Annotated in this window: 15 protein-coding genes; 7 read left to right on the top strand and 8 right to left on the bottom strand. The window is 71.3% G+C overall.

Annotation, left to right across the window (positions count from 1 at the left end; all coding sequences use genetic code 11):
- The first annotated feature begins 7 nt into the window (after positions 1-7).
- Both ACIBG4_RS26095 and pknB read left to right on the top strand, forming a co-directional pair.
- Positions 8-1,438 carry a serine/threonine-protein kinase gene (locus ACIBG4_RS26095; protein WP_397204045.1) on the top strand — a complete coding sequence of 477 codons (1,431 nt, stop codon included), beginning with the start codon at positions 8-10 and terminating at the stop codon, positions 1,436-1,438.
- An 83-nt stretch (positions 1,439-1,521) separates the two neighbouring features.
- Entirely contained in the window at positions 1,522-3,381 is a 1,860-nt protein-coding gene (gene pknB / locus ACIBG4_RS26090; RefSeq protein WP_397204044.1) for a Stk1 family PASTA domain-containing Ser/Thr kinase, read from the top strand.
- Positions 3,382-3,648: 267 nt separating this feature from the next.
- Here pknB and ACIBG4_RS26085 read toward each other — a convergent pair whose 3' ends face one another.
- From ACIBG4_RS26085 to ACIBG4_RS26075, 3 genes are read right to left on the bottom strand one after another with little or no spacing between them, the layout of a single operon-like run.
- The gene (locus ACIBG4_RS26085) at positions 3,649-4,221 is read right to left on the bottom strand and encodes a gamma-glutamyl-gamma-aminobutyrate hydrolase family protein (RefSeq protein WP_310707635.1); all 573 of its coding nucleotides are present in this window, start codon (positions 4,219-4,221) and stop codon (positions 3,649-3,651) included.
- Positions 4,218-4,376 (bottom strand): hypothetical protein, encoded by a 159-nt coding sequence (locus ACIBG4_RS26080; RefSeq protein ID WP_310707636.1) that lies wholly within the window; start codon positions 4,374-4,376, stop codon positions 4,218-4,220. The genes ACIBG4_RS26085 and ACIBG4_RS26080 overlap by 4 nt, the downstream gene beginning before the upstream one ends.
- A gap of 4 nt (positions 4,377-4,380) precedes the next feature.
- Entirely contained in the window at positions 4,381-5,025 is a 645-nt protein-coding gene (locus ACIBG4_RS26075) for a class E sortase (protein ID WP_310707637.1), read from the bottom strand.
- 172 nt (positions 5,026-5,197) lie between these two features.
- Here ACIBG4_RS26075 and ACIBG4_RS26070 point away from each other — a divergent pair, with 172 nt between their 5' ends.
- The gene (locus ACIBG4_RS26070) at positions 5,198-5,446 is read left to right on the top strand and encodes a cell division protein CrgA (RefSeq protein WP_310707638.1); all 249 of its coding nucleotides are present in this window, start codon (positions 5,198-5,200) and stop codon (positions 5,444-5,446) included.
- A gap of 50 nt (positions 5,447-5,496) precedes the next feature.
- On the opposite strand, the gene ACIBG4_RS26065 is transcribed toward ACIBG4_RS26070, so the two are convergent.
- Positions 5,497-6,357: a rhomboid family intramembrane serine protease gene (locus ACIBG4_RS26065; RefSeq protein ID WP_397204043.1), complete on the bottom strand. Its 861-nt coding sequence runs from the start codon at positions 6,355-6,357 to the stop codon at positions 5,497-5,499.
- Between the two features lie 87 nt (positions 6,358-6,444).
- Complete coding sequence (locus tag ACIBG4_RS26060; protein ID WP_310707640.1) at positions 6,445-6,981, bottom strand: peptidylprolyl isomerase; 537 nt, start codon at positions 6,979-6,981, stop codon at positions 6,445-6,447.
- A 184-nt stretch (positions 6,982-7,165) separates the two neighbouring features.
- Between ACIBG4_RS26060 and ACIBG4_RS26055 the strand changes: the two genes are divergently transcribed.
- On the top strand, positions 7,166-7,681 hold the full coding sequence (locus tag ACIBG4_RS26055) for a hypothetical protein (protein WP_397204042.1): 516 nt from the start codon (positions 7,166-7,168) through the stop codon (positions 7,679-7,681).
- A gap of 106 nt (positions 7,682-7,787) precedes the next feature.
- Entirely contained in the window at positions 7,788-8,876 is a 1,089-nt protein-coding gene (locus tag ACIBG4_RS26050) for a hypothetical protein (protein ID WP_397204041.1), read from the top strand.
- Between the two features lie 8 nt (positions 8,877-8,884).
- On the opposite strand, the gene ACIBG4_RS26045 is transcribed toward ACIBG4_RS26050, so the two are convergent.
- Positions 8,885-9,454: a hypothetical protein gene (locus ACIBG4_RS26045; protein WP_397204040.1), complete on the bottom strand. Its 570-nt coding sequence runs from the start codon at positions 9,452-9,454 to the stop codon at positions 8,885-8,887.
- A gap of 136 nt (positions 9,455-9,590) precedes the next feature.
- Here ACIBG4_RS26045 and ACIBG4_RS26040 point away from each other — a divergent pair, with 136 nt between their 5' ends.
- Together ACIBG4_RS26040 and ACIBG4_RS26035 are read left to right on the top strand one after the other, a co-directional pair.
- Entirely contained in the window at positions 9,591-10,262 is a 672-nt protein-coding gene (locus ACIBG4_RS26040) for a response regulator transcription factor (protein ID WP_355434811.1), read from the top strand.
- Positions 10,259-11,674: a sensor histidine kinase gene (locus tag ACIBG4_RS26035; protein WP_397204039.1), complete on the top strand. Its 1,416-nt coding sequence runs from the start codon at positions 10,259-10,261 to the stop codon at positions 11,672-11,674. The genes ACIBG4_RS26040 and ACIBG4_RS26035 overlap by 4 nt, the downstream gene beginning before the upstream one ends.
- A 32-nt stretch (positions 11,675-11,706) precedes the next feature.
- Here ACIBG4_RS26035 and ACIBG4_RS26030 read toward each other — a convergent pair whose 3' ends face one another.
- Together ACIBG4_RS26030 and ACIBG4_RS26025 are read right to left on the bottom strand one after the other, a co-directional pair.
- On the bottom strand, positions 11,707-12,108 hold the full coding sequence (locus tag ACIBG4_RS26030) for a hypothetical protein (protein WP_397204038.1): 402 nt from the start codon (positions 12,106-12,108) through the stop codon (positions 11,707-11,709).
- Entirely contained in the window at positions 12,086-12,712 is a 627-nt protein-coding gene (locus ACIBG4_RS26025) for a PadR family transcriptional regulator (protein ID WP_397204037.1), read from the bottom strand. The genes ACIBG4_RS26030 and ACIBG4_RS26025 overlap by 23 nt, the downstream gene beginning before the upstream one ends.
- Between the last annotated feature and the right edge of the window lie 63 nt (positions 12,713-12,775).

The following is a 12,775-nucleotide window of genomic DNA, read 5'->3' as shown; positions in this document are numbered from 1 at the left end:
CCGGGTCATGCGGCTCGGTAACCGCTATCACCTCCTCTCCCGCATCGCCATGGGCGGTATGGGGGAGGTCTGGCGTGCCCGCGACGAGCTGCTGGGCCGCGAGGTGGCGGTCAAGGTGCTGCGCAGCCACATCCACGGCGACCCCACGTTCCGCGCGCGGTTCCGCAACGAGGCGCGCATCACCGCGGCGCTGGCCGACCCCGGCATCGCGCAGGTCTTCGACTACGGCGAGCAGAACGACCTGGCCTACCTCGTGATGGAGCTGGTCCACGGCGAGCCGCTGTCGGCCATCCTGGCCCGCAACGGCGCGCTGGGCCCCGAGGTGGCGCTGGACGTGCTCCAGCAGACCGCCAAGGCGCTGCACACCGCCCACGCCGCCGGGGTCGTGCACCGCGACGTCAAGCCGGGCAACCTGCTGGTGACGCCCGACGGCCACATCAAGGTGACCGACTTCGGCATCGCCCGCGCGCTGGAGGCCGCGCCGGTGACGCAGACCGGCACCGTGCTCGGCACCGCGCAGTACGTCAGCCCGGAGCAGGCGCAGGGCCTGCCGCTCACGCCCGCCACCGACCTGTACTCCCTCGGCATCGTCGTCTACGAGTGCCTGGCGGGCCGCACCCCGTTCCGGGGCGAGAGCCAGGTGGCGATCGCGCTCCAGCATCTCAACGAGCAGCCGCCGCCGCTCGGCGTCGACGTGCCGGCCCCGGTACGCGACCTGGTCATGGCGCTGCTGTCGAAGGACCCGGCGCGCCGGCCCGGCTCCGCGCGGGAGCTGGCCGACCGGGCGTACGTGCTGCGTGACTCGCTGGTGGGGCACGAGCCGAGCGTGGAGCTCAGCATGCTCACCGACCCCGACGGCTTCCGCGTCCACGAGCGGAGCGGTCCCGGGCAGACCGGGCCGGGACCGACCCGGCCGGGTCAGGGCGGGCCGGGTCAGGGCGATGACCCGACCTACGACCTGATGGGCGGGGGCGTGCCGGCCACTGTGGCGCGGCGTCCGGCTCGGCGGCCCTCCCAGCGCAAGGGCACCGGCGCGCGGGCGCTGGCCGTCGTCGCCGCGGCCGGCTGCCTGGCCGCGGTCGGGTTCGGCGCCATGACGCTCGCCGAGCGCGACGCGCCCACGCGGCCGCCGGACGTCACGGAGCCGTCCGGCGCCGGCTCGGCCACGCCGACGCCGACGCACACCCGCACGGCCAAGGCCAAACGCACGCGGCGCCCGCCCGCGATTACGGCGAAGTCCAAACGGCCGGTACCCTCACGGTCGGCTACCGTTGACAAGTCGGCGACTCCTACCCAGAAGCCGACACCCCGACCCACCCCGACCACCCGTACCCCGACCCCCACACCGACTCCGAAGCCCACGACGACGCCGACAAGTCAGACACAGAGCGCTTCACCTGACCCGGCGGCGACAAACCCGCCGAAGGATGGGACGTGACGCGTCATGGGGTCGATGATGGACACCGGCGGCTCCGCGCAGACCGCGGTACCCAAGATGAACGGTAAGGGACAGTGCAGGAAATGACTCAGCCTCGGCTACTCGGAGGTCGCTACGAGCTCGACGGTGTCGTCGGGCGCGGCGGCATGGCTGAGGTGTATCGTGCCCGGGACATCCGGCTGGACCGCATAGTCGCGATCAAGACTCTCCGGTCGGATCTGGCGCGCGATCACACCTTCCAGGCCCGTTTCCGCCGTGAGGCGCAGTCCGCGGCTTCGCTGAACCACCCGGCCGTCGTCGCGGTCTACGACACCGGCGAGGACGTCAGCGAGGGCGCCCCCGTGCCCTACATCGTGATGGAGTACGTCGACGGGCGCACCCTGCGCGACCTGCTCCGGGCCGACCGGCGGCTGCTGCCGGAGCGGGCGGTCGAGCTGGTCGACGGCATCCTGCGGGCGCTCGACTACAGCCACCGCGGCGGCATCGTGCACCGCGACATCAAGCCGGCCAACGTCATGATCACCCGGGCGGGCGACGTCAAGGTGATGGACTTCGGCATCGCCCGCGCGATGGCCGACTCCGCCGCGACGATGACGCAGACCGCGCAGGTGATAGGGACCGCCCAGTACCTGTCGCCCGAGCAGGCGCGCGGCGAGCGCGTCGACGCGCGCAGCGACATCTACTCCACCGGCTGCGTGCTGTACGAGCTGCTGACCGGCCAGCCGCCGTTCACCGGCGACTCGCCCGTCGCGATCGCCTACCAGCACGTGCGCGAGGAGCCGATCCCGCCGTCGCAGATCGACCCGGAGATCCCGCAGTGGGCCGACGCGATCGTGCTCAAGGCCATGGCCAAGGACCCGGCGCATCGCTACCAGAGCGCGACCGAGATGCGCGCCGACATCCAGCGGGCGATGTCCGGCATGCCGGTCGACGCCCAGACGATCGCCATGAACAACACGTACGCCCCGACCACCCGCATGATGACCTCGACGCAGCAGGCCGCGGGCCCGGCGACGCAGCGCAGCACAGCCGTCCCGCCGTACGAGTACGACGACGACCGTGGCGGCGGCAGGGGCGGCGGCGGCCGGCGGCGGGCCAGTGGCGGCGGGGGCAACACCGCGCTGAAGACGGCGGCGTGGATCCTCGTCCCGCTGCTCGTCATCGGCGCGTTCATCGGCGTGGGCTACGCCTTCCTCAGCAACACCGACACGCCGGCGGCGCAGGCGCTCAAGGTCCCCTCGCTGGAGACGCAGACCGAGCAGGCCGCGGTCGCCGAGCTGACCGGTCTCGGGCTGAAGCCCCAGGTCGTCCGCGAGTTCAGCGACGAGTACGACCCGAAGACCGTCATCAAGACCGATCCGGCGGCGGGCGCCGAGGTCGAGAAGGGCGCGACGGTCAAGGTCGTCGTGTCCAAGGGCAAGAAGAAGGTCAAGGTGCCTGACGGGCTCATCGGGCTCACCAGGGAGGAGGCCACCGAGCTCCTCCGGAAGGAGGGCCTGACCGCCACGATCAAGACCAAGTCCTCCACCAGGAAGCAGGGCACGGTCATCTCCACCGATCCCGCCGCGGGCGAGGAGGTCGAGGACGGCGGCAGCGTCACGCTGTACGTGCCCAAGGAGCTGACCACGGTCCCGAACGTCACCGGCATGACGGCCGACGAGGCCAGGGCGGCGCTGGAGGCGGCCGGCTTCAAGGTCAAGATCAGTGAGCAGTTCAACGAGCAGGCCACCGAGGGCACGGTCTTCCGGCAGAGCCCCGGCCCGGACGCCAAGCTGTCTCCCGGCACGACCATCACGCTCGAGGTCTCCAAGGGGCCCGACCAGTCGCAGCCCACGGACCAGCCGACGTTCACGCAGGAGCCCGATCCGACGCTGCCCACCGACGAGCCGACGGACGATCAGACGACGATCGAGGATCCGACCGGCGACGACGGCTTCGGATGACGTGAGGGCGCTCTGAGCGTCTGAGGAGCCGCCTCCCGGCTGGGAGGCGGCTCCTCCGCTTTTCGGTGGCTTCGGGCGGGCCTGTGGGCGCCTGAGAGCCGCCAGGAGCGCCTGTGGATGAACGCCGGCCCCGGGGAACGCGGCGAGAACGGCCTGCGGCTCCCCTGCGGCCGGGCCAAGCGAAAGAGCGTCCCCGCCGCTCGGGGGCAACGGCGGGGACGCTCATCTGTGAGTCGTGGCGGCCGGGCCGCGCGTTACACGATCGCGCTACCCGATCGCGCTCAGCCAGTTGGCGAGCAGCCGGTGGCCGTGCTCGGACAGCACCGACTCGGGATGGAACTGGACGCCCTCGATCGGGGCCTCGCGGTGGCGCAGGCCCATGATGACGCCGTCGTCGGTGCGGGCGCTCACCTGGAGCTCGCCGGGGACCGTCTCGGGGCGTACGGCCAGCGAGTGGTAGCGGGTCATCCGCACCGGCGAGGGCAGCGACGCGAACACGCCCCGGCCGTCGTGGGCGATCGCGCTGGTGCGACCGTGGACGATCTCCGGCGCGCGGGAGACGGTGGCGCCGTAGGCGTGGGCGATGGCCTGGTGGCCGAGGCAGACGCCGAGCAGCGGCCGGCCCTCCTCGGCGGCCCGGCGCACCAGGGGCACGCTGACGCCCGCCGCCTCGGGGGTGCCCGGACCCGGGCTGATGAGGACGCCGTCGAAGCCGGCGGCGTCGGTCACGGCCACCTCGTCGCGCGGGCGCACGTCGCACGTGGCGCCCAGCTCGCGCAGGTACTGGACGATGGTGTGGACGAAGCTGTCGTGGTTGTCCACCACCAGCACACGGGTCATTGCGTAACCGTCACCTCGTCCAGCGTCATCAGGGGTTCGAGCAGCGGAAACACCCGATACCACAGTACGGCCACCGCGATGCCGGCCAGCACGGCGGCCAGCAGTGCCTTGACGGCCGTGGGGCCGGGGAGCCTGCGCCAGATCCAGCCGTACACGTGATCAGTCCTTCCTGAGCTCGACGCGGTCGAGCACCCCGTGCACGATGTAGCGCTGCGCGGCGGAGTACTCGGGGTGGCAGGTGGTGAGCGTGATGAACGCCTTGGACGGCTTGCGCTGGGGCTTGCCGGGCACCGGGGCGATGACGTCCAGGTCGGTGGGCAGCACGACCTCGTGGTAGGTCACCCGGTAGGTGTAGCGGGCCTCGCGGGCGTCCACGACGATCTCGTCGCCGCGTTTCAGCTCGTCGATCTGGTTGAACGGCGCGCCGTAGGTGGTGCGGTGGCCGGAGACGACGAAGTTGCCCTTCTGGCCCGGCAGGGCGGTGCCGGGGTAGTGGCCGGGGCCCTTGCGCAGGTCCTCGACCGACACGCCCTCGATCACGGCGTACTTGTAGTCGTTGCCCAGCCTGGGCATGCGCAGCAGGGCCACCGCGTGGCCGAGCTTGATCTTCTTGAGCCGCTTCGGGCGGCCGTCGTCGCCCTGCTGCTCGCCGCCCGACTGCTCGCGGGCCAGCTCCTGCTCCAGCAGCGGCTGCTCACGGTCGGTGTAGGCGCCCGTGCCCCAGAGCAGGTAGGCGCAGAACAGCAGGAGTACGAGGCCCGCGGTGATGCACAGCTCCCCCACGGCCCGTAGCGTGGCCCTCACCCCCACAGCGTAGGCGCGCCGCTACGGTTCGTGAGGGATCGCCATGTCATGCGCGTGGCGACTATCCTGGGCCGGTCCCAAGCTCGCCGCTCTCGGCTACGCTGTCTCAACTACGCTAAACGAAGAGCCTGTGGACGATCCGGAAGCCCAGGCCCTCAGCAGGAGTCATCCAGTGCCCAAGTCGAAGGCTCGCAAGAAGGCGGTCTACACGCCGCCGCAGAAGTCCCAGCAGGTCAAGGTCAGCCCGCGCTGGCTGGCGCCGACGATGGTGGCGTCGTGGATCATCGGCATCCTGTGGATCGCCACGTACTACGTGGCCCCGCAGCAGGCGCCCCTGATCAAGGACCTCGAGGCCTGGAACCTGCTGATCGGGTTCGTTTTCATCATCTTCGGTGTGGTGCTCTCCACCCGCTGGCGTTAGATCTTTCCACAGTCTTTTCCACACCCTGGGGACGCCGGGTCACCGGCCGTTCACCCGGCGGTGCCGAGAATGGCCGTGGTCCGTACGACGACGAGTGCCACGAGTACGACCAGCGCCCCCGCGAGCGCCAGCGCCTGCCACAGGGCCCGGTTGCTCCGGGGGGCGTAGGCCATCGCGGCGGCGAGGGCCGAGCCGGTGATCAGTCCGCCGATGTGGCCGGTCCAGCTGATGCCGGACACCACGAACGTGAACACCAGGTTGAGGCCGATGATCAGGGCGATGCCGCGCACGTCCAGGTTCAGCCTGCGGCCGACCACGAACACCGCGCCGAACAGGCCGAAGACAGCGCCTGACGCGCCGATCGTCGCCGTGTTGAGCGGGTCGAGCCAGTAGCTGAGCACCGAGCCGCCCAGCGCGCTGAGCAGGTAGACGGCCAGGTAGCGGACATGGCCGAAGGCACGCTCCAGGTAGGGGCCGATGACGTAGAGCGCCCAGCCGTTGAACAGGATGTGCAGGATGTCCCGGTGGAGGAACGCGCCGGTGAGCAGCCGGTAGTACTCGCCCCCCTGGGCCACCCCGTTCGGCCACATGGCGAAGCGCAGAGAGAGCGGGTCGTTCGGAAGCTGCTGGATGCCGAAGGCCAGAACGTTGATCGCCAGGAGCGCCCAGGTCACGTACGGCGTGCGGACGACCGCGCCGCCGAACGTGGACCTCGCCTGGCGCATGCCCTTGCCGCCCTCGGCCACGCACTCGGGGCACTGGAAGCCCACGGCGGCGTCGCGCATGCAGTCGGGGCAGATCGGCCGTTCGCAGCGCTGGCAGCGGACCCAGGTCTCCCGCTGGGGATGCCGGTAGCACGTCGGCACGGCCTCCGCGGGCTGCTCCGGGGGCAGGGGCGGCTGGCTGGTCATGCCCGCAGCCTACGGCCTCACCGGCCCTGCCGCGTGCGCCGACGCCGCCCCTCAGCCTCCGACCCGGGTCCCGGGCCGAGCCTGGGCTCAGCCCTGGACGCGCTCGATCGTCACCGACTCCAGCACGACGTCCTCGACCGGGCGGTCGTTGCGGCCCGTGCGGGTCTTGGCGATCGAGTCGATGACGTCCTGGCCCTCGACGACCTCGCCGAAGATGGTGTGCCGGCCGTTGAGGTGCGGCGTCGGGACGACCGTGATGAAGAACTGCGAGCCGTTGGTGCCCTTGCCGAAGCGGACGCCCGCGTTGGCCATGGCCAGCAGGTAGGGACGGTTGAAGTAGAGGTCCGGGTGGATCTCGTCGTCGAACTCGTAACCGGGGCCGCCGATGCCCTGGCCGAGCGGGTCACCACCCTGGATCATGAAGCCGGAGATCACCCGGTGGAAGATCGTGCCGTCGTAGTACTTGCCGGTGCTCTTCTCGCCGGTGCCCGGGTGGGTCCACTCGCGGTTGCCCTCGGCGAGCTCCACGAAGTTCCGCACGGTCTTGGGCGCCTGGTTGGGGAAGAGTTCGACCTTGACGGTGCCGTGATTGGTCTGCAGGTTTGCGATCAGCTTCTCAGCCACGAGACAGCTGCCCCCCTCTATGCACACGGTTAGTTCTGTGGTGTTTCGTTGACTATGGCCGTTAGGCCTCCGGGCCATCCTCCCACGGCTCGTCATGATTGAGCCGCCTTCTACCGGGAAGGTCAGGCTCGGGGCCCCAACGACAGGGGAGGTTGTCGTGTCCCTGACACTAAGAAGACGCCGCGTGGTCATAGAGGTTCCCGCCACGTGGATGGGCCGCATGAAGGCCCGGGCCGTCGAGACCGGTCAGCGTGTTGCACCCATGGCCGACCAGGCCAAGGTGATGGCCGATCAGGCCAGGATCATGGCCGACCAGGCCAGGTTCGCCACCGCCCAGCGCATCGAGGACGCCCGTTACTGGGCGGCACCGAGGCTGGAGGACGCCGCGCATCGGGTGGAGGACCAGTTCGCTCCCAAGGTCAGCTCGATGCTGACCGCGGCGGCCGACAGGATCGACCCGACGCCCGCCAGATCGCGGCGTTGGCCGATCATGATTCTGATCACTGGTGTCGCCGTGGGCGCGATGGGCTACATGGCCTATCGCCGTAACGCGCAGCAGTGGACGGATCAGATGAAGGACTCCGCGTCCGACGCGTCGCGTTGGGTGAGCGAGAAGGCGGACAAGACCGCCCAATCCACGGAGAACGCCGCGTCCACCGTCACCGAGACGACGGACGAGGCAGCGCACAAGATGCAGTGAATCAGCGCGAAAGTGCGCCCCCACCTCAAGGGGGCGCACTTTCGCGTTTCACGGCACCGGCGGGGCGGCGTTGACGGCGTACCAAGCGCTTGTTAGAACGAGCGGCATGAGCCTGTCACCGCTCGACGACCACCCCGTCCACCAGGCCGCCGAGGTCATGCGGCACGTGACCACGTCCGACCGCAACTTCTACGACCGCTACTACTTCAACTGCCACGCCGGCACGGACGAGCTGATGCTGATCATCGGCCTCGGCCAGTACCCCAACCTGGGCGTCACCGACGCGTTCGCCTGCGTGCGGCACCGTGACGCCAACCGCGACCTGCACCGCGTCGTGCGCGCCTCCCGCGAGCTGGGCGCCGACCGGATGGACACCGGGATCGGCCCGTTCCGGGTCGAGGTCGTCGAAGGGCTCAAACGGCTCCGCGTCGTGCTGGAGCCGAACGAGCATGGCCTGTCCTTCGACCTCGCCTGGGAGGGCACGATCCCGGCGACACTGGAGCCCCGGCACTTCCTGCGCCGGCAGGAACGGGTCATCTTCGACTCGGTACGGCTCGCGCAGACCGGGAGGTGGACCGGCCACATCCGCGTGGGCTCCGAGGAGATCCCGGTCACCCCCGACCGATGGCAGGGCACCCGGGACCGGTCCTGGGGCGTCCGGCCCGTCGGCGAGCCGGAGCCGCCCGGCGTCCAGGCCAGGAACGCCGGGACGTTCTACTGGCTGTACGCGCCGATGATGTTCGACGACCACGCCATCCTCTGCATCGTGCAGGAGGACGAGCGCGGGCGCCGGGTGCTGGAAGAGGCCACCCGGGTGTGGTCGGACGGCCGCGAGGAGGAGTACCTCGGCCGGCCCGAGTACCGTCCCGTCTACGCGCCCGGCACCCGCGACGTGGTCGAGGCCACGATCACCTTCGCGCCGCCCGGAGGCAAGCCGTTCGACGTGCGCTGCACGCCGATCCTGCCGGTCCACCTCATGGTCGGCACCGGGTACGGCCTCGAACCGGACTGGCGGCACGGCATGTACCAGGGCGCCGGGCCGGTCGTGCAGGGGGTGACCTACACGCTGCCGGCCGACGCGGCCCGGATGTGGGGCCTGGTCGACGCCGTGGGCCGGTTCGAGTACGACGGTCTGGTGGGACACGGGCTGTTCGAGTACTGGGCGCTCGGCCCGCACCCGTCGTTCACCCTCTGACCGGCCGGCTACTCCTTCTCGGCCTTGCAGACCACCGTGAAGCGGACGCCCTTGACGTCCTTGACGCCCTTGGGCGGCACACCGTCGGGGCCCTCGGCCGGGAGGGCGGGCACGGCCTCGCCCACCTCGGTCTCGCCCCCCTTGACCTTGCCCTCCTTCAGCTCGCCCTCCTTGAGGCCGCCCTCCTTGAGCCGCAGGATCTTCGCCTCCTCTCCGGGCTCGGCCTTCCTGATGCGGAGCTCCGGCGCGCCCTCGGGTAGGGTCTCGGCCACCTTCTCCGCCTTTTCCGCCTTCTCCGCGGGCACCGCGCGTCCCAGGCGGAAGTCCTTCACCCGGGCGAGCTCGGCCGGCTCGCCCGGATCGCCCTCGGCGACGACGACCTTGCCGTCCTCGAGCTTCACGACTTTGAGGGCCTTGACGCCCTTGGCGAAGCTCAGGGTCTCGCCGTCGCTCGTCCTGCAGACGATCGCACCCTCGGGCGCGGGCGACGGGGTCTCGTCGGCCAGCGCCGACCCGCTGAGGATCGACAGGGCGAGGACGCCCACCGCGCCCAGGATCCCGACACGCCTCTTCAACATGGACATCTTCCCTTCATGGAAGGTGCTCGGCACGATCTGACGGTCCGAGACTGGCCCGCCGTACCTGAAGCGAGCCTGAACGCGGCCGAAATGATCTTCAGGTTGGCTTTAGGCAGCGTGCGGCACTCTGGTCGGCGTGCGGCTCTTACTGGTGGAGGACGAGCGGCGGCTGGCCGGTCTCGTACGGGACGGGTTGTCGGGCGAGGGCTTCGCGGTCGACGTGGCCCACGACGGCCGCGACGGGCTGTGGATGGCGACCGAGAACCCCTATGACGTGATCGTCCTGGACGTGATGCTGCCCCGGATGAACGGCTACACCGTCTGCGCCCGGCTGCGCGAGGCCGGGAACTGGACGCCGATCATGATGCTCACGGCCAAGGACGGCGTCTACGACGAGGCCGAGGCCCTCGACACGGGCGCCGACGACTACCTGGCCAAGCCGTTCTCGTACGTGGTGCTGCTGGCGCGGCTGCGGGCCCTGGTGCGGCGGGGCGGCAGGGAGCGGCCGGTGTCGATCACGGTGGGCGACCTGGTGCTCGACCCGGCGGGGCTGCGCTGCCGCAGGGGCGAGGTGGAGATAGCGCTGACGCCGAAGGAGTTCGCCGTGCTGCACGGGCTGGCGCGGCGGGCGGGCGAGGTGGTCTCCAAGAGCGAGCTGCTCGCGCAGGCGTGGGACTTCTCCTACGACGGCGACCCGAACATCGTCGAGGTCTACATCAGCGCGCTGCGGCGCAAGATCGACCAGCCGTTCGGCCGGTCGTCGCTGATCACGGTGCGGGGCGCCGGTTACCGGTTGGAGGCGACATGAGCGCGGGCCTGACGCGGACCCTGCGGCGGCTGTTGACCGCACTGCCGGCCGGGCTGTCGTCGGTACGGCTGCGGGCCACGGCGGCGGCGACCCTGGTCGTGGCGCTCGCCCTGGGGGTCGCCGCGGCCGTACTCGTCGTGACGTTGCGCGGCAGTCTGGAGGCCAGCACGGACGCCGAGGCGGCGCGGCGGGCGGTGGCGGCGGCGCCGCGGCTCATCCAGGGGGTGAAGGCCGTTCAGACCGAGCCGGCGGAGGTAGGGGTCGCGGCCCCGCTCGACGCGAAGCCCGGCGTGAAGACCGAAGAGAAGACCGGCGTGAGGACCGAAGGGAAGCCCGGTGTGCGGCCCACCGAGGAGACCTATGAGGGGGCCGAGGCGGATCAGCCGATGGGTGACCCCGACGTCCTGCTCATCGGCGGCTCAGGTGAGTCCCTGGCCGTCACGGAGTGGGCCCAGCCGCGTCAGTACGCCGTGGCGGCCCTGAAGGTGGCCACGGCAGACGGGACCTCCACGGTGCTGGCCAGGGCCTCCCGCGCCGGTGCCGAGGAGGCGTTGCGGGCGCTCGACGGCGCGCTGCTGCCCGGTGTTCCGGCGCTGCTGGGGGTGGTGGCGGCGATGACGTGGTTCTCGGTGACCCGGGCGCTGAGGCCGGTCGCCGCGATCCGCACCAAGATGGCCGACATCACCGCCCGGGACCTGCACCAGCGCGTGCCCGTGCCCCGCTCGGGCGACGAGATCGCGGCGCTGGCCACGACCGTCAACGGCACGCTCGACCGACTGGAGACGGCCGTCGGGACGCACCAGCGGTTCGTCGCCGACGCCGCGCACGAGCTGCGCAGCCCCATCGCCACGCTGCGGGCGCGGCTGGAGCTGGCCCCGCCCAGCGAGCTGACCCGCGAGGCGCTGGCGGACGTCGAGCGCCTCCAGGCGCTGGCCGGCGACCTGCTCATGCTGGCCAGACTGGACGCCGGTGAGCCGGTGCGGACGACGTCGCTCGACCTCGGGCAGGTGGCGTTCGAGGAGTCGGTGCGCCACGGGCAGGAGAAGGAGCCGCGGGTCGTGGTGGACATCGAGCCGGACGTGGTGGTGCGGGGCTCGCGCGGCCACCTCGCCCGGCTGGTGACGAACCTGCTCGACAACGCGCGCCGGCACGCCGAGACGGCGGTGACGGTCCGGGTGCGTCCGGGTGACGGCCTCGCGGTGCTGGAGGTGCTCGACGACGGGCCGGGGATCGCGCCGGAGCACCGGGAGGCGGTGTTCGACCGGTTCACCCGGCTGGACGAGGCGCGGGCCAGGGACGACGGCGGCGCGGGCCTGGGTCTGCCCATCGCCCGCGACATCGCGGGGCTGCACGGCGGCACTCTGGTGGCGATCGACGGCGGCTTCCGCGCCACGCTCCCCGCGAGCACGTGACCGGGGCCGGCCCTCGGTGAGGCGGGCCGGCGCTAGGGAGACAGGTGGACCGGGCAGCCGAGGTCGGCGCCGATGCGGGTCAGGCCGGCGGCGAAGGAGTCGCGGGTGTTCCGGTCGTAGCCGATGAAGAAGCGGTTGGCCAGCGGCACGCCCCAGCGCAGGCTCGTGGCCACGTCGTAGACCCGGTAGGTGAGCCGCGTTCCGCCGAGGTGGGGGACGAACGTCCACTCGCCCCGGTACCACCATCCGCCCTGGAGGGCGATCATCCGGTCCGTGACCTCGGCGGTGCTGGTGTGCCCGGGGATGTCCTCGACGGTGAACCGGCCGCTGTCCGGCGCGCCCTCCGGCAGCAGGGTCCGGGCCAGCACCTCGCGCACGCGCTCCACCGGCGCCTCCACCACGCCTGACACCTCAGTGATCAGCCTCTTGTCCATGGTCGCCTCCTTCGGTTACCCGCTCCATCAGTGATCGCTTGACCGTGTCCGGCCAGTCGAGCGCGCCGCTGTCCAGCCGCTCCAGCACGCCCCGCACCCAGGCCAGCTCGGCCGCCTGGACGGCCCGCTGGTAGTCGAGCTCCAGCGCGAGCACCTCCGGCAGGCCGTTGTCGGCCATGCCCGCCAGGTGCGCGTCGAGGCCGCCGACCGCCGCCTCCAGCGCGGCGGCGCGGTTGCGCAGCGCGCGCCGCGCCTCGGGCACCGGCAGCGCGCCGATCAGCGAGATCCCGGCCACGAGGACACGCCGGTCGGGATCGGGCCGTTCCAGCAGGCGCCGCAGCCTCGTGGCCAGCTCCTGCCGTCCCTCGTCGGTGATCTCGTAGACGGTCCGCTCGGGGCGGCGGCCCTCGCGCGCGGTGGCCGCGGGCACGATCAACTCCTCGCGTGCCAGCCGTTCGACCGCGTGGTAGATGCTCCTCGGCAGCCCGGCTACGTAGTCCTTGTGCGTGTCCACGATGAGGCGGTGCAGCTCGTAGGGGTGGCTGGGACGGACCGAGAGCAGGGCGAGCACGGTCAGCCCGGCCAGGTCATGGCGCTGCGCCATGATGCCTTCTTCTATAGTGCAACTTGCACTATAAGCGGGGCCGCCGGAGCTGTCGAGGGTCCG

Source organism: Nonomuraea sp. NPDC050383, assembly GCF_044459125.1.
Taxonomy (GTDB): domain Bacteria; phylum Actinomycetota; class Actinomycetes; order Streptosporangiales; family Streptosporangiaceae; genus Nonomuraea.
This window is presented reverse-complemented; position numbering and strand designations above follow the sequence as displayed.